General features: G+C 62.0%; 18 protein-coding genes. 10 read left to right on the top strand and 8 right to left on the bottom strand.

The genetic code is table 11. The features are described from left to right. Positions 1-46: 46 nt before the first annotated feature. Both smpB and dapA read right to left on the bottom strand, forming a co-directional pair. Positions 47-520, bottom strand: a complete 474-nt coding sequence (gene smpB, locus I2H38_RS02510) for an SsrA-binding protein SmpB (RefSeq protein WP_196270207.1) — start codon at positions 518-520, stop codon at positions 47-49. Positions 521-525: 5 nt separating this feature from the next. After that, a complete protein-coding gene (dapA, locus tag I2H38_RS02505) occupies positions 526-1410 on the bottom strand; it encodes a 4-hydroxy-tetrahydrodipicolinate synthase (protein ID WP_196270206.1) in 885 nt (294 codons plus the stop codon). A gap of 164 nt (positions 1411-1574) precedes the next feature. On the opposite strand from dapA, the gene I2H38_RS02500 reads away from it, so the two are divergent. Continuing rightward, positions 1575-3650, top strand: coding sequence for a lytic transglycosylase domain-containing protein (locus I2H38_RS02500; RefSeq protein ID WP_196270205.1), 2076 nt, complete (start codon positions 1575-1577; stop codon positions 3648-3650). 216 nt (positions 3651-3866) lie between these two features. Beyond that, the gene (locus I2H38_RS02495; RefSeq protein WP_196270204.1) at positions 3867-4748 is read left to right on the top strand and encodes an alpha/beta fold hydrolase; all 882 of its coding nucleotides are present in this window, start codon (positions 3867-3869) and stop codon (positions 4746-4748) included. Positions 4749-5035: 287 nt separating this feature from the next. On the opposite strand, the gene I2H38_RS02490 is transcribed toward I2H38_RS02495, so the two are convergent. The 4 genes from I2H38_RS02490 to I2H38_RS02475 all read right to left on the bottom strand — a co-directional run bounded on the left by I2H38_RS02490 (position 5036) and on the right by I2H38_RS02475 (position 9151). Continuing rightward, positions 5036-6340: a porin gene (locus I2H38_RS02490; protein WP_196270203.1), complete on the bottom strand. Its 1305-nt coding sequence runs from the start codon at positions 6338-6340 to the stop codon at positions 5036-5038. A gap of 491 nt (positions 6341-6831) precedes the next feature. Next, positions 6832-7947, bottom strand: a complete 1116-nt coding sequence (hppD, locus tag I2H38_RS02485; protein ID WP_196270202.1) for a 4-hydroxyphenylpyruvate dioxygenase — start codon at positions 7945-7947, stop codon at positions 6832-6834. Between the two features lie 83 nt (positions 7948-8030). Beyond that, on the bottom strand, positions 8031-8657 hold the full coding sequence (gene maiA, locus I2H38_RS02480; RefSeq protein ID WP_196270201.1) for a maleylacetoacetate isomerase: 627 nt from the start codon (positions 8655-8657) through the stop codon (positions 8031-8033). Beyond that, a complete protein-coding gene (locus tag I2H38_RS02475; protein WP_196270200.1) occupies positions 8654-9151 on the bottom strand; it encodes a MarR family winged helix-turn-helix transcriptional regulator in 498 nt (165 codons plus the stop codon). The genes maiA and I2H38_RS02475 overlap by 4 nt, the downstream gene beginning before the upstream one ends. A gap of 118 nt (positions 9152-9269) precedes the next feature. Here I2H38_RS02475 and hmgA point away from each other — a divergent pair, with 118 nt between their 5' ends. Next, a complete protein-coding gene (hmgA, locus tag I2H38_RS02470; RefSeq protein ID WP_407663999.1) occupies positions 9270-10643 on the top strand; it encodes a homogentisate 1,2-dioxygenase in 1374 nt (457 codons plus the stop codon). Positions 10644-10708: 65 nt separating this feature from the next. On the opposite strand, the gene I2H38_RS02465 is transcribed toward hmgA, so the two are convergent. Next, a complete protein-coding gene (locus I2H38_RS02465) occupies positions 10709-11797 on the bottom strand; it encodes a TRAP transporter substrate-binding protein (protein WP_196270596.1) in 1089 nt (362 codons plus the stop codon). Between the two features lie 80 nt (positions 11798-11877). Here I2H38_RS02465 and I2H38_RS02460 point away from each other — a divergent pair, with 80 nt between their 5' ends. The 4 genes from I2H38_RS02460 (at position 11878) to I2H38_RS02445 (ending at position 15600) form a co-directional block, all read left to right on the top strand. After that, a complete protein-coding gene (locus I2H38_RS02460; protein WP_196270199.1) occupies positions 11878-12897 on the top strand; it encodes a fumarylacetoacetate hydrolase family protein in 1020 nt (339 codons plus the stop codon). Then, positions 12897-13307, top strand: a complete 411-nt coding sequence (locus tag I2H38_RS02455) for a VOC family protein (RefSeq protein ID WP_210324646.1) — start codon at positions 12897-12899, stop codon at positions 13305-13307. The genes I2H38_RS02460 and I2H38_RS02455 overlap by 1 nt, the downstream gene beginning before the upstream one ends. A 15-nt stretch (positions 13308-13322) precedes the next feature. Next, complete coding sequence (locus I2H38_RS02450) at positions 13323-14669, top strand: esterase-like activity of phytase family protein (RefSeq protein WP_196270198.1); 1347 nt, start codon at positions 13323-13325, stop codon at positions 14667-14669. A 175-nt stretch (positions 14670-14844) separates the two neighbouring features. After that, the gene (locus tag I2H38_RS02445; protein WP_196270197.1) at positions 14845-15600 is read left to right on the top strand and encodes a tellurite resistance TerB family protein; all 756 of its coding nucleotides are present in this window, start codon (positions 14845-14847) and stop codon (positions 15598-15600) included. Positions 15601-15651: 51 nt separating this feature from the next. Here the strand turns inward: I2H38_RS02445 and I2H38_RS02440 are convergent, their stop codons facing one another. Further along, a complete protein-coding gene (locus I2H38_RS02440; protein ID WP_196270196.1) occupies positions 15652-17466 on the bottom strand; it encodes an ABC-F family ATP-binding cassette domain-containing protein in 1815 nt (604 codons plus the stop codon). Positions 17467-17598: 132 nt separating this feature from the next. Here I2H38_RS02440 and I2H38_RS02435 point away from each other — a divergent pair, with 132 nt between their 5' ends. The 3 genes from I2H38_RS02435 to I2H38_RS02425 all read left to right on the top strand — a co-directional run bounded on the left by I2H38_RS02435 (position 17599) and on the right by I2H38_RS02425 (position 22873). Beyond that, on the top strand, positions 17599-19641 hold the full coding sequence (locus I2H38_RS02435; protein WP_196270195.1) for a sensor histidine kinase: 2043 nt from the start codon (positions 17599-17601) through the stop codon (positions 19639-19641). A gap of 143 nt (positions 19642-19784) precedes the next feature. Further along, positions 19785-21395, top strand: coding sequence for an ABC transporter ATP-binding protein (locus I2H38_RS02430; protein WP_196270194.1), 1611 nt, complete (start codon positions 19785-19787; stop codon positions 21393-21395). 14 nt (positions 21396-21409) lie between these two features. Then, positions 21410-22873 carry an aldehyde dehydrogenase family protein gene (locus I2H38_RS02425; RefSeq protein ID WP_324617332.1) on the top strand — a complete coding sequence of 488 codons (1464 nt, stop codon included), beginning with the start codon at positions 21410-21412 and terminating at the stop codon, positions 22871-22873. Positions 22874-22905 lie beyond the last annotated feature (32 nt).

The following is a 22905-nucleotide window of genomic DNA, read 5'->3' as shown; positions in this document are numbered from 1 at the left end:
AAATGTCGCTCGATCTGAAGGCCGCCGCGCAAGCGCCGGCCTGATGTCAGCCCTTGTCGCGCATCAGGCGCGCTTTTTCCCGGTTCCAGGTGCGTTCCTTCTCCGTCTCACGCTTGTCGTGCAATTTCTTGCCGCGCCCGAGACCGAGCTCCACCTTTGCCCGCCCGCGATCGTTGAAATAGATCTTGAGCGGGATCACCGTAAAACCCTCGCGCTGGGTCGCGCCGATCAGCTTGTCGATCTGACGCTTGTGCAAAAGCAGCCGCCGGGGCCGCTTCGGCTCGTGGTTGAAGCGGTTCGCCTGAAGGTATTCCGGAATATAGGCGTTGAAGAGGAAGAACTCCTCTCCGGAGGGGCCGGCATAAGCTTCGCCGATGGTCGACTTGCCCTGACGGAGGGATTTCACCTCCGTCCCTGTCAGCGCAATGCCGGCCTCATAGGTATCGATGATCTCGTAGTTGAACCTCGCCTTGCGATTGTCGGCGACAACGCGATGACCAGTTTTGGGATCGTTCTTCATAGCCGTCAGGTATTGATCAGGCCCGCATGGACCATTGCCGAGCGCACAGCCTGTTTCGTGCTGTCCGAGACGGTCAGCATGGGCAGGCGCACGGTGTCATCCATGAGGCCGAGGACGGAAGCCGCGTATTTCACGGGCGATGGATTGGTCTCGATAAACAAGGCGTTGTGCAAGGGCATCAAGCGATCCTGGATCTTCAGGGCCGTCGCGTAATCGCCCTTCAGGCTGGCTTCCTGCATGTCGGCGCAAAGCCGCGGCGCGACATTCGCGGTGACCGAGATGCAGCCGTGGCCGCCATGGGCATTAAAGCCCAGAGCCGTCGCGTCCTCGCCGGAGAGCTGGATGAAATCCGGCCCCATGGCCTGCCGCTGCTGGCTGGCGCGCGCCATGTTGGCGGTCGCATCCTTCACGCCGACGATGTTCTTCAGCTCGAAGAGCCGCGCCATGGTCTCGACCGACATGTCGACGATCGAGCGCGCGGGGATGTTGTAGATGAAGATCGGAATACCGATAGCGTCGTTGATGGCCTTGAAATGCTGGTAGAGGCCCTCTTGCGTCGGCTTGTTGTAGTAGGGCGTCACGATCAGCACAGCATCGGCGCCGACCTTTTCCGCGTGCTTGGAGAAGCCGATCGCCTCCGCCGTGCTGTTGGAGCCGGCGCCGGCGATGACGGGCACCCTGCCCTTCGCATGCTCGACGCAGATCTCGATGACCCGGTCATGCTCCTTGTGGCTGAGCGTCGGGCTCTCGCCGGTGGTGCCGACGGGAACCAGCCCGTGCGTGCCGTTCTCGATCTGCCAATCGATGAAGGCCCGGAAGGCCGCCTCATCCACGGCTCCGTCTTTGAAGGGGGTCACCAGAGCCGTGATGGAGCCTTTGAATTGGGTCATGGATCATCCTCAAGAAAGAAGCAGCGGGTCTTAACCCCTGGGGGACTTAACACATAAGAGCTGCGGCGCATCGGCGCAAACCGCCCTTTAGGCTGTTGTCCTAGCCCGGCGCTTGGTGTTTCCTCAAGGGGAACGTCACTTGATCGAGACATTCGCGGGATTCCATGAGCCTCAAAACGCGCCTTGTCCTGCGCCTTATGGTGTCCGCGGCCCTGGTTCAGGTTTCGGCCTTCGTCGCGACGGTCGGCCCCGCCCTCGCCTTTCCGCCTCTCAACCCGGTCGAAACCGTTCCGGATGCGGCGGTCACGGGTTCCCTCGATGGCGATGTGCCTCCGACCCAAGCCTTGAGCGACGCCGATTATCTGCCGCTGATCTTCAAGGCCTATCGCGGTGACGATCTGGCTGAGGCCCACATCCTGAAATCGAAATTGTCCCAACCGGCGGCGATGGCACTGTCCGATTGGTTCGCCATTCGCAGCGGAATCCCTGTCGGCTTCGACCGCATCATGGCGTTCCAGCGGGATTACGGGAGCTGGCCCACGACGCCTCTGATCCGGCGTCGGGCCGAGGAAGCCTTGCTGGCGGAGCGCCGACCGTCATCCCAGGTCCGCGCGTTCTTTGCCCGGCAGCCACCGGCGACGAGTGCGGGTCGCATCGCCCTCGCTTTCGCCCTCAAGACCGACGGCCTTGACGGGAAAGCGGCAGCGGCCGTCAAATATGCCTGGCGGGAGGACACGTTCGGCAACGACATCGAAAGCCGTATCCTCGACCGGTTTCCCGGCGTGCTGACAACGGCTGATCACCGCTTCCGCATGGAGCGCCTTCTCTTGAAGGAAAACTGGGGCGCAGCCTCGCGCGCGGCAGGCTACGCCGGAGGCGATTACGCCACCCTCGTGAAGGCCCGGATCGGACTGTATCAGGGCAAGCGCAAAGCCGAGAAGGCCTTCGCCGCAGTCCCCACGGCCTTGCGGAGCGATGCGTCCTATCTGTTCTCGCGCGCGCTTTTCCTCCGTCGCAGCAATCAGCTGGCGGAGGCGGCGAAGGTCGTCATGCAGGCCCCGCGCGATCCTGACCTTCGCGTCGATGGGGATGAATGGTGGACGCAACAGCGCCTGATCGCTCGCGCGCTTCTGGACAAGGGCGACCCGCAGACAGCCTACAACGTGGCAAGCCACCACGCCGCCGAGAGTCCGTCACAGCAGATCGAGGCTGAATTCCACGCAGGGTGGATCGCCTTGCGGTTCCTAAAGGACCCGGCGACCGCCGCGCGGCATTTCGCGACAGCGGCGAAATCCGCATCGACTCCGATTTCCGTCTCTCGCGTCGCCTATTGGCAGGCCCGCGCGGCGGAGGCGGCCGGGGCAGAGGCGGACGCCAACCTGTTCTTCGCCCGCGCGGCCGACATGCCGACGACCTATTACGGCCAACTCGCCAAGAAAAAACTCGGCCAGACGGTTTCCTTGAGGACGGTCGACCCGCTGAACGTGGACGAGCGCAAGGCTTTCGACGCTCTCATTCCCGTTCAAGCCTTCAGGCTGTTGCAGCAGATCGGAGAAAACGAGCTCGCCCTTCTTCTCTCCATCGATCTGGCGCAAACGCTCGACACTCCGGGCTCACTCGACGCCTTGGCCGCGCTCGCCGCATCCCAGCAGAACCCGCGCGCGGTGCTCGCCGTCGGCAAAATTGCAGTGCAACGGGGCTTTCCTCTCGACCTTCACGCTTACCCCCTCGCTGGCATCCCGGATTTCGAACCGGTCGGCGAGGCGGTGGAACCTGCGATGGTCTATGCCATTGCCCGGCAAGAGAGCGCCTTCAATCCGCGGGCCATCTCCACCGCCGGTGCGCGCGGGCTGATGCAGCTCATGCCGGCGACAGCGAAACAAACAGCCCAGCGCTATGGCCTCGGTTTCGACGTCACTCAGCTCATTGAGGACCCCTCCTACAATGCAAGGCTCGGATCGGCGCATCTTGGAGAGCTGATGGGAGCCTGGAATGGTTCCCAGGTGCTTGCCTTCGCCGCGTACAACGCAGGCGGCGGTAACGTAAAAAAGTGGATCGAGACCTATGGCGACCCACGCCAACCTCAGGTCGACCTGATCGATTGGGTAGAGCGCATTCCCTTCTCCGAAACCCGTAATTACGTTCAAAGGGTCATGGAAAACCTTCAGGTTTATCGACAGCGGCTGCGAGGGGTCGAGGCGCCGCAACGGGCCACGCTAGGAGCCGTCCGATCCAATTGAATCGCAAAGGGCTCTAAAAACGTTGCCTCGCGCAGAACCGGCTCCCGCGTCTGTGGAAGATACCCTGACTCACAATGGCTTTGGCTCGAATTGCTCCAAAGCCGTTAGCCGATCGTTTCCAATAAGTTAGGGCGCCGGAGACCCCGACGGTGACGGAAGCGACACGGCCTGCGGATTGAGGCAGGATGGCCCCTTGAAACAATGTCAGGATTCGAGATGAATGCCCGCTTTCGCGATCTCTTCGTATCGGCAGCCGATGGCTTGCAGCTCTATGCGCGCGATTACGGGCCGGAACTCGGCGGAGCATTGCCGGTCGTGTGCTTGCCCGGCCTCGCACGGACATCCGAGGACTTTCATGACCTCGCCGAGGCGCTGAGCAACGACTCGGCTCGCCCGCGTCGCGTCCTCGCCCTGGATTACCGTGGCCGGGGGCGTTCGGAATGGGACAAGGACTGGCGCAACTATGACGTCCGCATCGAGCTCGACGATACGCTGCAGGTCCTGACCGTCGCCGGAATCGAGAAGGCGGTGTTCGTCGGCACCTCACGCGGCGGGTTGATCACCATGGCGCTCAGCGCGGTGCGCCCGACGCTGCTAGGCGGAGCAGTCCTCAACGATGTCGGGCCGGTTCTTGAAGGCCAAGGCTTGATCCGCATCAGGAGCTATGTGGGTAAGCTTCCCGTGCCAGGGACCATGAGCGAAGCCGGACAGGTTCTCAAGCAGATGTCAGACGCGCAGTTTCCGAACTTCACGGATGCGCAATGGGAAAAGATGGCACGCGGAACCTGGCGCGAAGAGAGCGGTCGTCTGGTGCTGATGTATGACCCGAAACTTATGAAGACGCTCGAGACACTCGATCTCGAAGTGCCGCTTCCCGTTCTGTGGCCTCTTTTCGGGGGCCTGTCGCCATATCCAGTGCTTGCCATCCGAGGCGGCAACTCGGACTTGCTGACCTCTGAAACCCTGCGCGGCATGCAAGAAAGCCATCCGCGCCTGACGGCCGTCACGGTGCCGGACCAGGGTCACGCCCCCATCATCGAGGGCGCCTTGCTCGGCACGATCAAGCATTGGATCGACCAAGCGGAAATCCAGCCTTAGGGCATTTTCCACGGACGTGAGAACCGGCTCTGCGCGAGACAAATGTGACAAAATGAGGTTCTGAAACCCTCTGCGAGCTGTCGGATCGAGCAAGCTCCGGAGAACACTCGGCGCCACAAGCAATTCTGTTCAGCGCGGATCGAACCCCGGTTCGGTCTATCGGCTCCCGATTTTGATGGCAACGAGGTCCGTTCGAGCGTCACCCAGTCGTTGCAGCATGCCCGCAGGACAAAAGAAAAACCCCGGTGTTGCCACCGGGGTTTCCCTAACCAATCGGGTTGAACCGATTAGAAGTCGCGCTGAACGCGGAGACGGCCTTCCCAGGCGCTGTCCGAACCAGCGGAGACGTTGCCCGGAAGAGCGACGCGGCCGCGGGGGTCGATGCGAGCGTAGAGAACTTCGACGCCGATATCGAGACCGGAAACCGGCTGCCAGAACACGTTCGTGCCGACGCGCCATTCGTTGAAGTCGTTCAGACCGGTGACGAAGCCAGCAGGCGTGATCGCCGAAGCGCCAGCGCCGTACTCGACGCGAGCGTACGAACCGAACACGTTCTGACGGATTTGCGGGGTCCAGTAGTGACGCAGACCACCAGCAACCGACCAGCCACGGCCACGGACGATGTTACCCGTGATCGGGTTGACATAACCGTCGACGAAGTTGCCGCTGAGGCTACCATCGGTGATCGAGTTGGTCGAACCACCGGTGATGTAGCCGAGAGCGCCGTTCGCGTAGACCGCGTTCAGCCACAGGGCGTCACCCGGAGCAAGCATCGGCAGGTTGATGCCGACGTTACCCTGAACGGCAAAGCCGTACTCGGTGTCCGGGGTGTCAGTGAAGCCAGCAATCGTGACCAGGTTGGCAGCGCGGAGCTGGTGACCAGCGCCGGAGAGCTGAGCCGTACCCCAGGTGCCGGTGTACTTCACGTTAGCGACGACGTCCGGAACGCGCTGACCAGCGTACACGAGAGCGGTAGCAGCCGGGCCACCGGCGACGAAGCCGTTGTCACGACGCTCGAGGCCGTCTTCCAGCGAGATGCTGGCCGAGAAGCCGTTGCCGAACGTGAAGGTGTAGGCCAACAGGTCAACGTCGGGCGAGTCCGAGAAGCGGAGCGTGCCCATGTGGCCGGTCGGGAGATCGCCGTTGTCGAAGAAGGTCGTCACGCGACCGGCGGTCAGGCCACCGAACTGGACGAAAGCTTCAGCAACCTGCGGGCTGGTGCCGATGCCGCCGGTGTTGCCGAACGGCGTGCCGGACGAACGGGTGATCTCGAAGCGAACGAACGTGCGGAGAAGGCCATAAGCCGTCGCCGTACGAGCGTCTGCCTGGATACGGCCGCGAGCACGGAAGCCGATGGCATCGTTGGCGCGGTCGAGCGGCTCACCGTACAGGTAGTCAGCGCGAACGCGGCCACCGACGCGGAGGCAGGTTTCCGTGCCCGGGATGTAGAAGAAGCCTGCGCCGTAGGTGGAGCAGACGCGAACGTACTCAACAGGAGCAGCCTTCTTCGCGGGAAGATCGGCAGCTTGAGCTCCGGCAACGGCGGCGAGACCCGCGACCGTTCCGAGAAGAAGGCTCTTAACGAGCTTCATGGTTGACCTCCAAAGTTTTGAGACCCTGGGGGGCCGGGTTTTGTGCCTCGACAGCTTCTACGAAGCGTAAAACACGTCCCATTTCCCCTAGTGACCTGGCGGCCCAGTCCGAATAACTGAACCCACCAAATGACGACTGGGGTGCCCCCGTCGCTGGAGCCACATTAGCCAGCACGATCCCGCAAGCAACCGAATGAAGGCGCAAAAGGGGCGACATGGGGGGCTTTTCGAGAGAATGTTGCACAAAGGTCACGTTTCGACGTCCGAAATTTACCTTTCGGCAAGGCTTGGGACAATGGCCTAACAAGCCGTTAATAATAAAGGGCTTTTTCGTTCCGTCCTTCGTGTTTCATCCGCGAAAATTGGCCCTGACGAACCATGCCGCACTGTGAATAACCAGAGGCGTCCTGCGGTTAAGATCTCGCCCCAGCCCTCCAAAATGATGAGGCCGGGACAAGCCCGGCCTCATCGAATCGTGATTTGGAATCGCTTCAGGCGACCTTCGGCTTCAGCACACCCCGGCGAATTTGATCCTCCTCGATCGACTCGAAGAGTGCCTTGAAGTTGCCTTCGCCGAATCCCTCGTCGCCCTTGCGCTGGATGAACTCGAAGAAGATCGGCCCGATCGCGGTCTTGCCGAAGCGCTGGAGCAGGACCTTGGTGAAACCGCCCTCGACCACGCCCTCACCGTCGATGAGGATGCCGTTCTTGCGAAGCCGCTCGATGGGCTCGCCGTGGCTCGGCAGGCGCTTGTCGACCCTGGAATAGTAGATCTCGTTCGGCGCCGGCATGAATTCGAGACCGACGCCAATGAGCTTTTCGATCGAGTCATAGAGATCGAGTGCGCCGAGAGCGATGTGTTGGATACCCTCGCCCTTATACTCCTGCAGATATTCCTCGATCTGCCCTGTCTCGCCGGCATCTTCGTTGATCGGGATGCGGATTTTGCCGTCAGGGCTCGTCATGGCGCGGGAATGAAGGCCCGTGAGTTTTCCTTCGATGTCGAAGTACCGAATCTGGCGGAAATTGAAGAGCCGCTCATAGAAGCCCGCCCATTCGGTCAACCGCCCGCGATAGACGTTGTGGGTCAGGTGGTCGATGTAGTGAAGGCCGACGCCCTGCGGCTTGGGGTCGGGCTCGCCGATCCATTCGAAATCGACGTCATAAATGGAGCCTTTCGCGCCATAGCGGTCGACCAGGTAGATCTGCAGGCCGCCGATGCCCTCGATGGCAGGGATTTCGAGCTCATTGGGGCCAGCATGTGTCTGGACCGGTTTCGCTCCCAGGGACAAAGCTCTGTCATAGGCATGTTTCGCATCGACGACCCGGAACGCCATGGCCGGCGCGGACGGTCCATGCTGGCTGGCGAATTTCTCGGCAAACGAACCCGGCTGCGCGTTCACGATGAAATTGATGTCGCCCTGCCGGTAGAGCAGGACGTTCTTCGAGCGGTGCTTCGCCACGAGGCTGAAGCCCATCGTCTTGAACAGGCGATCAAGCTGCTGCGGATCGGGGTGGCAGAATTCGACGAACTCGAAACCGTCCGTCCCCATCGGGTTCTCTTCGGAAATGGCGGGCGGCGGCGCATCGTGCGGGAACGGTCCCATGGCTTTCCTCCTGGTATGCCTGCGGCTCAACGAGCCAGCTTGTCGAAACAACGCACCGCCGGGCCGGCGGATGCGCGATTTTGTCAGGCGGCGTCGGGCTGGAGAGCCGGGGCCGCGTCTTGAAAGGCTTTTTGTGCGGCGCAGGCCGCTTCCACCGCGACGATCTTCGGGTAGGCATCGAGCGGGATGTTGAAGCGCCGGGCATTGAAGACCTGCGGCACCAGATAGATATCGGCGAGCGTCACGCGGGAGCCGAAGGCGAACGGGCCCGGCTCAATCAGGGTCTCGATGGCGTCGAAGCCCTGGCGCACCCAATGGGCATACCATTCGTCGATGGCTGCTTGGTCGTGCCCGAGCTTGTGCTTGAGATAGGAGAGCGTGCCGGAATTGTTGAGCGGATGAATGTCGCAGCCGATGATGCTCGCCACCGCCCGAACCTTGGCGCGGTTCGCCGCGCCAACCGGAAGGAGAGGCGGCTCGGGATGGGTCTCGTCGAGATATTCGAGAATAGCGGGCGACTGGATCAGCACCTCGCCGCCGACCTCGAGCGAAGGGATCCGCCGTTGCGGATTGACCGCACCATAAGCCTCGTCCTGCTGCTCGCCCTTGAGGAGGTTCACCGGCACGGAATCGTAAGCGAGGCCCTTGAGATTGAGAGCGATCCTGACCCGGAAGGCCGCGGAAGAACGAAAATAGGTATAGAGCTTCACGCCTCGCCCTCCCCTTCGCGCGTCAACGACCGGGCGTGGCGGCTGAGTTTGTCGATGAGGGACACCAGCAACTCCTGCTCCTGCGGCTTGAGAACGGAAACGAGATGTTCCTCAAAGGCCAAGGCCTGTGGGGCCAGGGATTCGTAGATGGCGCTTCCCTCGGGCGTGAGGGCCAGCAACTCTTCGCGCCGGTCATCCTCATTCGGGCGACGAACGATCAGGCCCCGCTGTTCGAGGGACGACACAGCGCGCGAGACCGTCGATTTGTGCATGACCCCGTGGGTCGCGATGTCCCTTGCGGTGCGGACATCATATTGGCCGAGCGTGGCGATGACCCGCCAGGCCGGGATCGAGAGACCGAAGCGCTCCGCATAGATTTGCGCCAGCGCGTTCGAGGTCAAACTCGCCAGGACATTGAGCCGATAAGGCAGGAAACGCTCAAGAACCAAAAGGGTTTTGAGGGCTTCCTTCTTCGCTGTGGAACGTGATGCCATCGTTGACAGAAACCGTTGCTCATGCAACCAATAAGTCAATTCCGTTGCGCAAGCAACCACATTTGTGAGCCGAGATGGCAGGTCCTTTCGGGCCCAAGCAATCGGTTTTTCGAGGGAGATGATGATGAACGTGCAGAACGTCTCGGGTCTTCGATCCTCTGAGCAACGCAAAAGCGCCATCGCGCCCGGCTATATGTCGGGCTTCGGCAACTCGTTCGAGACGGAAGCCCTGGAGGGCGCGCTGCCCCTCGGGCGCAACTCGCCCCAGAAGCTGAACTACGGCCTCTATGCCGAGCAGCTTTCCGGTTCCCCCTTTACGGCTCCACAGGCCACCAATCAGCGCTCCTGGCTCTATCGCATCCGCCCGACGGTCAAGCATTCGGGCCGTTATGTGAAAATAGACAAGGGGTTGATGCGCACCGCCCCGGCCGCGCGCGAGGAAAGCGACCTGCCGCTGGGCCAATTGCGCTGGGACCCGACGCCGTTTCCTGGCCATGACGTGACCTTCGTCACGGGCCTGCACACGATCACGACGGCTGGCGATTCCGACACCCAGGTCGGCATGGCGGCCCACGTCCTCCTCGTTACCAGCTCCATGGAGAACGAGTATTTCTTCAACGCCGATGGGGAATATCTCATTGTCGCGCAAGAGAACTCCTTACGCTTTCGTACCGAGTTCGGCATCATTGAGATCGAGCCCGGCGAGATCTGCATTATTCCGCGTGGGGTGATCTTCAAGGTCGAGTTGATCGACGGACCGGCACGGGCCTACATATGCGAGAATTATGGCGGGGCGTTCACCCTGCCGGATCGTGGTCCGATCGGGGCGAACTGCCTCGCCAACCCGCGCGACTTCCTCACCCCCGTTGCGGCCTTTGAGGATAAGGAGGAGCCCTCGCTCCTGTATGTGAAATGGGGCGGCGAACTCTATCGCACCGAGATCGACCAATCGCCGCTCGATGTGGTGGCGTGGCACGGCAATTACGCGCCCTACAAATACGACCTGCGCCATTTCTCCCCGGTCGGGGCGATCCTGTTCGACCATCCTGATCCATCGATCTTCACGGTGCTGACCGCGCCCTCCGAGACGCCCGGTACAGCGAACGTGGATTTCGTGATCTTTCCGGAACGATGGTCGGTGGCTGAAAACACATTCCGCCCGCCCTGGTATCACCGCAACCTGATGTCGGAATTCATGGGGCTGGTTTACGGCGTCTACGACGCAAAGCCCGAAGGCTTCGTGCCGGGCGGCATGTCCCTGCACAATCAGATGCTGCCGCATGGGCCGGATGCCTCGGCCTTCGATCATGCAAGCAATGTCGAATTGAAGCCCGTGAAGCTCACCGGCACCATGGCGTTCATGTTCGAAACGCGTTTTCCGCAGCGCGTGACCAAATACGCCGCCGAACTGCCGACTCTGCAGAAGGACTACATCGATTGCTGGCGGGATCTGAAGAAGCACTTCAATCCCGACCAACGCGAGCCGTCGTGAAGGTTGCGGCCTGTCCGCGATAAAAAAGGCCGGCGCGCCAGGGCACCGGCCTGTCTTGGCATGCTTCAGCTGCGCCCGCGCGTGCGGATCATGAAGGTGTCGAACGCGTATTCGTTGAGCTGCCACCAGGGCAGCACGTCGGCCCGGTAGGCCACCATCGAATCGTAGGCCTTCTTGAAGTCCGGGCTCTTGGCGGAGAGTTCCGCGTAAAGCTCGTTCGCCGCCTTGAGCGAGGCCTCCATGATCGCGGGTGAGAAAGTGCGGAGTTCCGCCCCGCCGCCGATCATGCGCCGCAGGGCCTGTCCGTTCACGGCGTCGTATTTCGCTAACATCCAGTTATTCGCGGCCTCGGACGCCTGGGACATGATGGCCTGGTATTGCTTGGGCAGTTCGTCCCATTTCTGCTGGTTGATGATGAGATGCAGCATCGCGCCGCCCTCCCACCAGCCGGGCGCGTAATAGTATTTGGCGACCTTCAGGAATCCGAGCTTCTCGTCATCATAAGGACCGACGAACTCGGCCGCATCGAGAGTACCGCGCTCAAGCGCCGGATAGACGTCGCCGGGCGCTAGCTGCTGCGGCACCACGCCGAGTTTCGCGAGCACCATGCCGCCCAGGCCGCCGATGCGGAATTTGAGCCCCTTCAGGTCGTCGACGGAGTTGATCTCCTTGCGGAAGAATCCACCCATTTGAGCGCCGGAGTTGCCGCAGACCAGAGAAGTGACGTTGAACTTCGCAAGCGATTCGTTGATGAGCTCCTTGCCACCCGCGAAATGCCACCAGGCATGTTGCTGGCGCGCATTGAGGCCGAACGGAAGCCCCGTCCCGATCGCCAGCGCCGGCTCCTTGCCGAGGTAGTAATAGGTCGGGGTATGAGCGCATTCCACCGTGCCGTTCTGCACGGCATCGAGCGCTTGCAGACCGCCGACGATCTCGCCGGGGGCGAAAACCTGGATCTGAAACTTGTTGTCGGTGGCCTCCGCCATGTACTTCGCGAAAATCTGGGCCGTGCCGAAGATCGTATCGAGCGATTTCGGGAAGCTCGAGGTCAGACGCCAACGAATTTCCGGCGCAGACTGCGCAATCGCAGGCGCAGCAACGGTTCCGGCAGCAGCCGCAAGGCCCGCCCCTTTAAGGAAGCTTCTTCTTTTCAACATCGATGTCGTCATAGGCATTTCCCCGCTAAGCTTTCCGTTGCAAGCTGAGTGCATCATAACAACCCAGGACGGTGGCCATGAAGCTTTCTTCCCTCAAGCAAGGTCGTGACGGCCGTCTCGTCGTCGTCTCAAGGGATCTGACTCGCGCAACGGATGCTTTTTTCATCGTTCCGACCTTGCAGCAAGCCTTGGACAATTGGGAATTAGTCGCGCCCCGGCTCCGGGATCTGGCCGAACAGCTCGAACATGGCTCGGTTCCTTCGTTCCGCTTCCATGAGCATGACTGCGCGTCACCCCTGCCCCGCGCCTATCAATGGGCTGACGGCTCGGCTTATGTGAACCATGTGGAACTGGTGCGTAAGGCCCGCGGGGCTGAGATGCCGGCCTCTTTCTGGACGGACCCGCTGATGTACCAGGGCGGCTCGGATTCCTTCCTCAGCCCGCGCGACCCGATCCTGGCCATCGATGAGGCCCACGGTATCGACTTCGAAGCCGAGATCGCGGTGATCACAGGCGATGTGCCAATGGCCGCCTCGCGGGAGGAAGCTGCCGAGGCGATCCGGCTTGTCCTTCTTGTGAACGATGTTTCGTTGAGAAATCTGATCCCCGCCGAACTCGCGAAGGGGTTCGGCTTTTTCCAGTCGAAGCCGTCCTCGGCGTTTTCACCGGTCGCGGTCACGCCGGAGGAATTGGGTGATGCCTGGGAGGGCGGCAAGCTGCATCTGCCGCTGCTCTCGAACCTCAACGGCCATCCCTTCGGCAAACCGAATGCCGGGGTGGACATGACCTTCGATTTCCCGACGCTGATCGCCCACGCGGCCAAGACCCGGCCTCTCTGCGCGGGCACCATCATCGGCTCGGGCACGGTGTCCAACAAGGATCGCGACGGGGCCCCGGGTAAGCCCATCGCGGGGGGCGGCCTCGGCTATTCCTGCATCGCGGAGCAACGCACTATCGAGACGATCGCGCATGGAGAGGCCAAAACGCCCTTCATGCGGTTCGGCGACACGATCCGTATAGAGATGCGAGACGCGGCAGGTCATTCGATTTTCGGGGCCATCGAGCAGGAGGTCGTGGCCAATCGGAAGGATGCCTGATGCTCGGTATCGATCATGTCCAGCTCGCTATCCCACCCGGTTCCGAAGACGAGGGCCGCCGCTTCTATATCGGGGTCTTAGGGATGGAGGAGGTGCCGAAACCTCCCGCCCTCGCCGCGCGTGGCGGCGTCTGGTTCAAGAGCGGACAGGTCCAACTTCACCTAGGGGTCGAGGCGGATTTCCGTCCGGCCTCCAAGGCGCATCCGGCTATCCTCGTGGCGGATCTCGATGGCTTGGCGAGCAAGCTGCACCTCTCCGGCTACGAACCGATCTGGGACGAGGCCATTCCGGGCGTCCGGCGATTCTATGCAGCAGACCCCTTCGGCAACCGGCTCGAATTCATCGGCGCGTCACGCGACAGTCGCCTGAGTGACATTGATCCCGTCCAGAAAATCTCCGCTCAATCTTGAGCAGGAGATCAGGACATGACGACCCGACTGACTTTGGCACTTCCGTTGGTGGTGGCGCTCGCTTCACCCGCACTCGCTCAGCAATACCCTGCAAATCTTGCCGGCCATGCGGTTCTGCCTGCTCAGAGTTTCATCGAAGCTCCGGCCGATGCGCCAGCCGATCTCAAGATCTCTGGTAAATTCACCACCGGCAAGCGCGTCGACGCAGTCGGCACCATCGAGGGAGCGTCCGCTGACCGTCCGACCGGCGTGAAACTGCCGTTCAAAGGACAGCCTCTCCAAGGCCATTCCGGAATCAAGAAGATGCCCGACGGCACGTTCTGGGTTCTGACCGACAATGGGTTCGGCTCCAAGGCGAATTCGCCGGATTCGATGCTCTACATGAACCGCTACCGTCTGGATTGGGACAAGGGCGGCGTCGAGCGCCTGGAAACCGTTTTCCTCAGCGATCAGGACAAGAAGGTCCCGTTCCGCATCGCCAATGAAGGCACGGAAAAGCGTTACCTCACCGGCTCAGACTTCGACCTCGAAAGCTTCCAGATCATCGGCGACAAGATTTGGTTCGGCGAGGAGTTCGGCCCCTATCTCATCCGCACCGACAAGTCCGGCAAGGTAGAAGCCGTGATCGAGACCATGGTCGACGGCAAAGTCGTCCGTTCCCCTGACCACTACGCGGTGACGACGCCCGCGATCCCGACCGGATCGTCCACATTCAACATCCGTCGTTCGAAGGGCTTCGAAGGCATGGCCTCTTCGCCGAACGGCCAATTCCTTTATGCCCTTCTCGAAGGCCCCGTTTGGGACGCCGAAAAGAAGGATTGGGAGAAGACCGCCGACGGCAAGGAATATCTGCGGATCCTCGAATTCGATGTGAAGGCTGAAAAGTGGACCGGCCGTCATTGGAAATATGCTCTTGAGCAGAACGGGCTCGCCATCGGCGATTTCAATATGATCGACGCCACGACTGGCCTCATCATCGAGCGCGACAACGGCGAAGGCACCGCCGATAAGGCCTGCCCGCAGGGTCAGAAGCGTCCGGATTGCTTCAGTGACATCGCCAAGTTCAAGCGCGTCTACAAGGTCGAGCTCTCGGAGCAGAACGTGAATGGCCCGGTCCGCAAGATCGGCTACATCGACCTGATGCAGATCGCCGATCCGAACAAAAAGGCGCGCAAGCCTCTGAACGAGGGTGTGCTGACCTTCCCGTTCTTCACGATTGAAAACGTCGATGTCGTCGACGAGCGCCATATCATCGTCGGCAACGACAACAACCTGCCCTTCTCCACGAGCCGCGAGCCGAACAAGCAGGACGACAACGAATTCGTTCTCCTCGAGGTCGGTGAGTTCCTGAAGGCGCGTTAAGCGAAACGACCATTTAACACGAGGCTGCCCGGCTATTCGGGCGGCCCTTTTGTGCCTTCGCACGGGTTAGGCGGAGGGACCGGCGCAGCCCGTAAAAGGAGGCTTTCAGAGCGGAACTCTTTCGTACGCCCTGTCTTTAGAAGGTGCCGTTCCGAGCACGACAGGGAGAAACGACATGAGCCTCGGCACCATTCTGGAGAATATTCTCGCGAGTCAGGGCCAACAGGGTGATCAAAAGCAGACGGGCGGCGCGCAGCCACCTCAGGGGGACACCAGTGATTTGCAGGCGCAGCTCGGAGACCTCGCATCCAAAATTCCGGGAGGAATGGGAGCCTTGGCGGGCGGCGGCCTCTTGTCCCTCATTCTGGGATCGAAGGCCGGTCGATCGGCCGGCGGCTCCTTGCTCAAGGCCGGTGGGCTCGCGGTTCTGACGAGTGTTGCTTTCAAGGCCTATCAGGACTGGCAAGCAAAGCAGATGCCGGATGCCGGCAGGCAGGCCAGCCTCCCTGCCCCGCCCCCGGCAGGGAGCGGGTTCCATCTCGACGAGGAGAAGGTCGGCACGGGCAGCGACATGCGTGTCGCGCTTGTCCAGGCGATGATATCCGCCGCGAAGTCGGACGGACATATCGACGATGCCGAGATCGGCCGCATTCAAAATCAGATTCAGCAGCTTGGCCTTGGAAACGAGGCGAAGGGCTTTTTGCTCGACATGATGTCGAAGCCCTCCGATCCGGGTGCGATCGCCGCCTTGCCGCAGACGAAAGAGCAGGCCGCGGGTCTTTATGTCGCCTCGCGCATGGCGATTGGCGACGTCAATACGCCGGAGGAAAAGGACTATCTGGAAAGCCTGATCGCGCTCATGGGCCTGCCGGCCGATCTCGTGGCTCACCTCGACACGCAGGTGAACGCGGCGCGGAAAATGGCCGCCTGAACCCTTGCCTCAGAGCCCGCGGTTCGCTGCAGAAGCGCGGGCTTTCAAGATTTAGACGCCCAACTCTTCCTTGAGCATTTCCAGTTCGAGCCAACGATCTTCCGCCGCCGCAAGTTCATCCTGCTGGGCGGACAAAGCCGCCGAGGCCTTCTCGAACAGGCCCGGGTCGCGGGAATACAGATTCGGGTCGGCGAGAACATCCTGGAGCTTGGCGATTTTTGCCTCGATCTCGCTCATTCGCTTGGGCAACGTCTTGAGATCGTGCTGCTCATTGAAATTGAGCTTGCGCTTCGCGGCTGGGGTCGCTTGCGCCGGGGTAGTCTTTTCCCCGCTCTTCGGCTTTGCTTCCTTCTCGACGGTTCGCGCCTGAACGCCCTGCCCGCGCTGGGCCACCATGTCGGTGTAGCCGCCCGCATATTCGAGCCAGCGCCCCTCGCCCTCAGAGACCAGGACGGAACTCACAGTGCGGTCCAGAAAGTCACGATCGTGGCTGACGAGGATGACGGTGCCTGCGTAGTCCGTGATCATCTCTTGCAAGAGGTCGAGGGTCTCGAGATCGAGATCGTTGGTCGGCTCGTCGAGGACGAGCAGGTTCGAGGGCTGCGCCAGGGCGCGGGCCAGCATCAGCCGGTTGCGCTCGCCGCCCGAAAGCACGCCGACCGGCGTACGGGCTTGCTCCGGCGAGAACAGGAAGTCCTTCATATAACCGATGACGTGTTTTGCCTGCCCGCCGATGATCACGGTGTCGCCGCGCCCCCCGGTGAGGGTTTCGGCGACGGTGGCGTTGGGATCGAGGCTCATGCGGCGCTGGTCCAAAGTGACCATCTGCAGATTGGAGCCGAGTCGGACCCGGCCCTGATCCGGCTGAATGACGCCCGTCAGAAGATTGATCAGCGTTGTCTTGCCTGCTCCGTTCGGGCCGATGATGCCGAGCCGGTCGCCGCGCAGGATGCGCAGAGACAGATCCGCCACGATAGGGCGGCCATCGTAGGTTTTCGAAATCTTCTCCGCCTCGACGACCAGGGTGCCGGATTGCTCGGCCTCGGTGAGGCTCATCGAGACGGTCCCGATGGAGCGCTTATGGTCCCGCGCCTCCTGGCGCATCGCATGGAGATTGGCCAGGCGCCGCACATTGCGCTTTCGCCGTGCTGTGACGCCATAACGCAGCCAATCCGCCTCGGCGACGAGCTTGCGGTCGAGCTTGTGCCGCTCCAGTTCTTCCTGCTCCAGGACCTCGTCCCGCCATGCCTCGAAATGAGCAAAGCCCCGCTCCATGCGGCGGGTGATGCCCCGGTCCAACCATATCGTGGCCTGGGACAGGCTCTCTAGGAAACGACGGTCGTGGCTGATGAGCACCATGGCCGAGCGCAGGCTCTTCAATTCGCTCTCAAGCCATTCGATGGCAGGCAGGTCGAGATGGTTCGTCGGCTCGTCCAGAAGCAGAATGTCGGGCGCGGGAGCCAGAGCCTGCGCCAGCGCGGCCCGGCGGGCTTCGCCGCCCGAAAGCTGGCTTGGGTTCTCTTCGCCCGTGAGGCCCAATTGCTCGAGAAGGTATCGCGCCCGGTAGGGATCGTCGCCCGGGCCCAATCCGGCCTCCACAAAGGCCATCGTGGTCGCAAAGGCGCTCAGGTCGGGCTCTTGAGCAAGGTAACGAACCGTCGCTCCCGGCTGCACGAAGCGTTTGCCCCGGTCCGCCTCGATGAGACCCGCAGCGATTTTCAGCAGGGTCGATTTGCCCGAACCATTGCGCCCGACAAGGCACGCCCGCTCGCCGGGGGAAACCGACAATTCGGCGTTCTCGATCAAAGGCGTGCCGCCAAATGTGAGCGCGATGCCTTGAAGGTGGAGAAGAGGAGGAAGAGCCATTCCCGCTCCGTGACACCTCCGCGCGTCGGACGCAAGACCGCATTGCCGCCGCAGGGGGAAGGTCAGGGTGGATGTGGGAGTGGACGCTCGGCGATCTTTGTGTTCACCTAACAGCAACGGACAGGTCCTTGCATGACACTGACGAAGCGTTTGCTCCTCCTGGCGCTGATCTCGGTCCTTCCGGCGATTGTCATTTGGACCTATACGGAGGTTTCGCTGCGCCATGCGCGCGAAGCGGAAGTAAACGACCTCGTCATTCGTCAGGTGAAGCTTGCCGGCTCCGAGCTTGAGCGTATCTTTGAAGGAATTCACAGCCTCCTGATCGCTATGGGCGAGACGCGCTCCGTGCGCGCTTTCGATGCCCCGGCCTGCGGCGCTTATCTGAAAGCGATCCAGGAACGGGTGCCTTACCTGATCGCTTTCGTCGCCTTGGACATCGAGGGGCGTGTGCGCTGCAGCCAATCCGAGCCGACCGAAGTAGGCGGAAACTACCGTGATCGTCCGTATTTTCAGGATATCCTTCTGACAAAAGATCTCGTCGTCGGCGAATACACGCCGCATTTTTCCGAAGGCAATCTCGGCTTTCATCCCGTCATGCCGCTCGCCCTGCCGCTATGGGACAATGATGGCCATGTCGTTGGCGCCATCGTCGCGGCACTCGATCTGAAATGGTTGGACCAGAATGTGAAGGAGCGCGCTTTGCCGGCGGATGGATCGGTGACCATCGCCGACCGCGACGGCGTGATCGTCGCGCGGGAGCCTTTTCCGGAAAAATTCGTAGGAACGAAGCTTCCCGAAAATTCGATGAAGTATCTGAAAAAAGAGACGTTCGGGACCTTCGAGACCGATAGCATCGATGGGATCAGGCGCATTTTGGGATATTCGCCTCTGAAGGTGCCTCCAAAGGACATCTACCTGACAGCTGGGCTATCAACGGAGGCAGCGTTCAGTGGAATCAATCGGGCGGCGAGACAGGGATTCCTGCTGATCGCGGCGGCGCTCCTCGCGGCGCTCTCCTTATCCTGGCTTGCGGGTCGTATCTTCATCACCCAACCCTTCGACACCATGACCAATGCGGTGCGCGCCTGGCGAAGCGGCAACTATCATGCGCGCATCAATCTTCCCGGCAGCCCCGGAGAGCTGGGCCTCCTCGCTCAGGCCTTCAACGACCTGATGGATGATGTCGCCGAGCGGCAGCGCGCCCTTCAGGCAAGCGAGGAGCGTGGCCGGCTCGCCCTGGAAGCCGGCCATATGGGAACATGGTGGTTCGACTATTTGAAAGGGACGAGTGGCTGGTCGAGCCAGGCCGCCGTGCTCCTCGGCCGTCCGGCCACCCAGACGGCGGTGAGCGTCCCGGAATGGAGCGCGATGGTGCATCCCGACGATCTCGATCAGGCACTCGGGAAACTCCGCCAAGCCGTGTCGGGCGACGGCGATTACGAGGATGAGTATCGCGTTCAACATCCGAGTGGAGAGGTCCGCTGGATCAATTCCAAGGGACGGGTCTTCTTCAACTCCGTTAGAAGGCCGATCTATTTCGTTGGGGTTTTTCAGGACGTCACGGCGCGCAGGAAGGCTGATGAGCAACAGCGCTTTCTGCTCGACGAATTGAACCACCGGGTCAAGAATACGCTGGCCACCGTGCAATCCATCGCCAGCCAAACCCTACGCTCAAGCCCTGAGCCTCAGACCTTTAAGGAGGCCTTCGAGGGCCGCCTGATGGCCCTGTCGAAAACGCATGATCTCCTGACACGGAACTCCTGGCGCGACGCCGATCTGCGCGATATCGCGAAGCAGGAGCTTGCCCCCTATCGCAAGACGCATGACGAGCGTGTGGTCATCCAAGGCCCGGCGGTCGATCTTCCCGCGCCTTACGCGATCAATTTCGGTCTCGTCCTGCACGAATTGGTGACGAACGCCGCGAAATACGGCGCGCTCTCGACGCCGGCCGGACATGTCGAATTGCGATGGAGCGTGGCGCGGGGCCCGGACTGGAAACCACAGCTTCAGTTTCATTGGCGCGAAACACGTGGCCCTGTTGTCACGTCTCCCAAGCACCAGGGTTTTGGGTCACGACTCATTCGCCGCAGCATAGAAGGCGAACTCTCAGGCCAGGTCTCCATCCAATTCGATGCCACCGGCGTCTCGTATGACTTCGCCGTTCCCCTGCCTTGACACCGAAAGGCCCAAGGTTGAGCACCCCGCCGAACGTGCCCCCATTCGAGCCCTCGACCTCGAAGGCGCATTGACGGAGCGGCACAGATGACGAGGATGCTTGCGCCCTGCTTTTCTAATACGCAGGCGCTAGGAGAATGAGGATGGCCGATTCCTCCCCCGTGCTGTCGATCGAGCATCTGTCCCTGGGGCTCCCGAAGCTCGCGGACAGGCAGCACGCCATCGAGGATTTGTCGCTCTCCGTAAACCCTGGCGAAACGCTTTGCGTTGTCGGCGAATCCGGCTCGGGCAAGTCCATGACGGCGATGGCGACCATTGGGCTTCTGCCGCGCGGCGTGGATGTGCTCTCTGGCTCGATCAAGCTCGGGGGCGTCGATCTTCTGTCGCTGACCGAGGAGCAATGGTGTGAGGTGAGAGGTCGCGATGTCGGCACCGTCTTCCAGGAGCCGATGACCTCGCTCAACCCGGTGATGCGGGTCGCGGATCAGATCGCGGAAGCCTTCCGCGCGCACGGCCTTCTCTCGCAAGCCGAGCGGCAGCAGCGGACCATCGAGCTACTGACGGAAGTCAACCTGCCGAACCCGGAACTGATCGCGCGCGCCTATCCGCATGAATTGTCCGGCGGACAGCGCCAGCGCGTGATGATCGCCATGGCGCTGGCGCTGGAACCCAAGCTCCTCATCGCCGACGAACCGACCACCGCGCTCGACGTGACGACGCAGGCTCAGGTTCTCAAGCTCATCGACAACCTGCGGCGCAAGAAGGGCACCGCCGTTCTCTTCATCACGCACGATTTCGGCGTCGTGGCGGAGATCGCCGACTGGGTCGCCGTGTTGCAGCACGGGATTTTGGTGGAACAGGGGCCAGCGGACGAGGTGCTGAACCGGCCGCAGCATCCTTATACAAAACGGCTGCTCGCGGCGGTGCCCTCGCTCACTCCTCCACCGCCGAAGCCGCTTCAAGGTGAACCGATCCGCCTGAAGGTCGGGGCGCTTTCCAAATCCTATGGCGGGCAAGGTTTCTTCAGGAAAAGCCGCCAGGTCCAGGCGGCCGATGCGGTCAGCTTCGAGATCCGGCGTGGGGAGACGCTCGGTCTCGTCGGCGAGTCGGGCTCTGGCAAATCGACCGTCGGGCGCTGCGTGCTGCGTCTCATCGAGCCCGACGGCGGCAAGATCGATATCGGCGACCTCCCCTTCGGGGACTTGTCGCAGCGCGAATTGCGGGCGCATCGACGCAAGATCCAAATGGTGTTTCAGGACCCGTTCGCCTCCCTCAACCCAAGGCGAACCGTCGGGCACATCATTTCTGAGGGTCCGATCACGCAAGGCGAGGCCCCGGCGAAGGCGCTCGCCGAAGCGCGGAGCTTGCTGGAACGGGTCGGCCTTCCGGCCCGCGCTATCGACCGCTATCCGCATGAATTTTCCGGCGGCCAGCGCCAACGCATCGGCATCGCCCGTGCGCTTGCCATGAAACCGGATGTGCTCGTCGCGGACGAGGCCGTCTCGGCGCTCGACGTCTCCGTTCAGGCGGAAATCCTGAAGCTGATCCGGGACTTGCAAGCCGAGTTCGGCCTCGCAATTCTGTTCATCACCCATGACCTGCGGGTGGCCGCGCAGATCTGCGATCGCGTCGCTGTCATGCAAAACGGGCGGATTGTGGAACTGGCTGAAACCGCGCAGCTTTTCGCCACTCCGCAGGACGCCTATACGCGCCAGCTCCTGGCCGCCGTGCCGGGCACAAATAGAATGATGTAAAGGAGGACGATCCCGTGAACGATCAGGCTAGCTCGGCTGTGGCATTACATAGGAACCTCATCGACGGGCGTGATACGGCGGCGTCCGACGGTGCCCTGCTGGATGTTCTTTCCCCCATTGACGGCTTGCTTTTCGCCCGCATCGCCTCCGGCACCGCCGAGGATGTCGATGCCGCCGTCAAGGCCGCGCGCGCCGCCTATGAGGGCGCATGGTCGAGGCTGACCGCGACCGAGCGCGGACGCCTGCTCATCAAGCTCGCCGCCGCTGTCGAAGGCGATGCCGAGACCCTCGCCGCGCTGGAGAGCCGGGACAACGGCAAGCCCTTACGCCAGTCGCGCGCCGATGTGACGGCGCTCGCGCGCTATTTCGAATATTACGGCAGCGCAGCCGACAAGCTCCACGGCGAGGTCATTCCCTATCTCAACACGCATTTCATCGGCGTCGAGCGGGTGCCGCACGGAGTAACGGGGCATATTATTCCCTGGAATTACCCGATGCAGATTTTCGGCCGCTCGGTCGGTGCGGCGCTTGCCGCGGGTAACGCCACGGTTGTGAAGCCCGCGGAAGATGCCTCCCTCACCATTCTACGTGTGGCAGCGCTCGCCCGCGAAGTCGGCTTCCCTGAGGGTGCGCTCAATATCGTCACCGGCCTCGGCCGCATTGCGGGCGCGGCGCTTGCCGCCCATCCCGGCATCGACTTCCTTTCGTTCACCGGAAGCCCTGAAACCGGCACCATGGTGCAGACGGCGGCGGCAAAGAACCATGTCGGCGTGACCCTCGAACTCGGCGGAAAATCCGCGCAAGTGGTCTTCGACGACGCGGATCTCGAACGAGCCCTGCCCGCTCTCGTCAACGCCATCATCCAGAACGGCGGCCAGACCTGCTCGGCGGGCAGCCGCCTCCTGATCCAGCGCGGCATCTTCAAGGATGTGGTCGATGCGGTCGCCGAGCGCTTCCGCGCCTTGCGCGCCGGACGCCCCGACCGCGAGCCGGATCTCGGGCCGATGATCAATCAGGCGCAGCAGCGCCGCGTTCAGGCTTATCTGGAACGCGCGAAAAACGAGGGCCTGACCGTCGCCGCAGCGGGCGGGATCGCATCCGATGCACCGGCGGGCGGATACTACGTTGCGCCGACCTTCTTCGCGCCGGTCGCGCACGAGAGCGTCCTGTCGCAGGAGGAGGTCTTCGGCCCGGTCCTCGTCGCCACGCCTTTCGAGGATGAGGCGGAGGCGGTCCGGCTGGCCAACGGCACCGCTTACGGCCTCGCGGCGGGCGTCTGGACGCGGGACGCCATGCGCTCGACGCGCGTTGCACGCGCCATGCGTGTGGGTCAGGTCTTCGTCAATTGCTACGGCGCGGGCGGCGGCGTCGAACTGCCGTTCGGCGGCTTCGGACGCTCGGGCCATGGCCGCGAAAAGGGGTTTGAGGGACTGGTCGAGTTCACCACGACCCGAACCCTCGTCATCGCGCACGGGTAACAAACCCAGCATTCATTAGGGGGACTTCAATC

It is taken from the genome of Microvirga alba (assembly GCF_015694465.1).
Taxonomy (GTDB): Bacteria; Pseudomonadota; Alphaproteobacteria; order Rhizobiales; family Beijerinckiaceae; genus Microvirga; species Microvirga alba.
This window is presented reverse-complemented; position numbering and strand designations above follow the sequence as displayed.

Coding starts and splice junctions, on each gene's coding strand:
- hmgA (WP_407663999.1), top strand. CDS start 9,270: ATGATGATGAACGTGCAGAACGTCTCGGGTCTTCGATCCTCTGAGCAA.
- I2H38_RS02430 (WP_196270194.1), top strand. CDS start 19,785: ATGGCCGATTCCTCCCCCGTGCTGTCGATCGAGCATCTGTCCCTGGGG.
- I2H38_RS02460 (WP_196270199.1), top strand. CDS start 11,878: ATGAAGCTTTCTTCCCTCAAGCAAGGTCGTGACGGCCGTCTCGTCGTC.
- I2H38_RS02455 (WP_210324646.1), top strand. CDS start 12,897: ATGCTCGGTATCGATCATGTCCAGCTCGCTATCCCACCCGGTTCCGAA.
- I2H38_RS02440 (WP_196270196.1), bottom strand. CDS start 17,466: ATGGCTCTTCCTCCTCTTCTCCACCTTCAAGGCATCGCGCTCACATTT.
- I2H38_RS02495 (WP_196270204.1), top strand. CDS start 3,867: ATGAATGCCCGCTTTCGCGATCTCTTCGTATCGGCAGCCGATGGCTTG.
- I2H38_RS02500 (WP_196270205.1), top strand. CDS start 1,575: ATGAGCCTCAAAACGCGCCTTGTCCTGCGCCTTATGGTGTCCGCGGCC.
- I2H38_RS02445 (WP_196270197.1), top strand. CDS start 14,845: ATGAGCCTCGGCACCATTCTGGAGAATATTCTCGCGAGTCAGGGCCAA.
- I2H38_RS02435 (WP_196270195.1), top strand. CDS start 17,599: ATGACACTGACGAAGCGTTTGCTCCTCCTGGCGCTGATCTCGGTCCTT.
- I2H38_RS02490 (WP_196270203.1), bottom strand. CDS start 6,340: ATGAAGCTCGTTAAGAGCCTTCTTCTCGGAACGGTCGCGGGTCTCGCC.
- I2H38_RS02475 (WP_196270200.1), bottom strand. CDS start 9,151: ATGGCATCACGTTCCACAGCGAAGAAGGAAGCCCTCAAAACCCTTTTG.
- I2H38_RS02450 (WP_196270198.1), top strand. CDS start 13,323: ATGACGACCCGACTGACTTTGGCACTTCCGTTGGTGGTGGCGCTCGCT.
- smpB (WP_196270207.1), bottom strand. CDS start 520: ATGAAGAACGATCCCAAAACTGGTCATCGCGTTGTCGCCGACAATCGC.
- dapA (WP_196270206.1), bottom strand. CDS start 1,410: ATGACCCAATTCAAAGGCTCCATCACGGCTCTGGTGACCCCCTTCAAA.
- hppD (WP_196270202.1), bottom strand. CDS start 7,947: ATGGGACCGTTCCCGCACGATGCGCCGCCGCCCGCCATTTCCGAAGAG.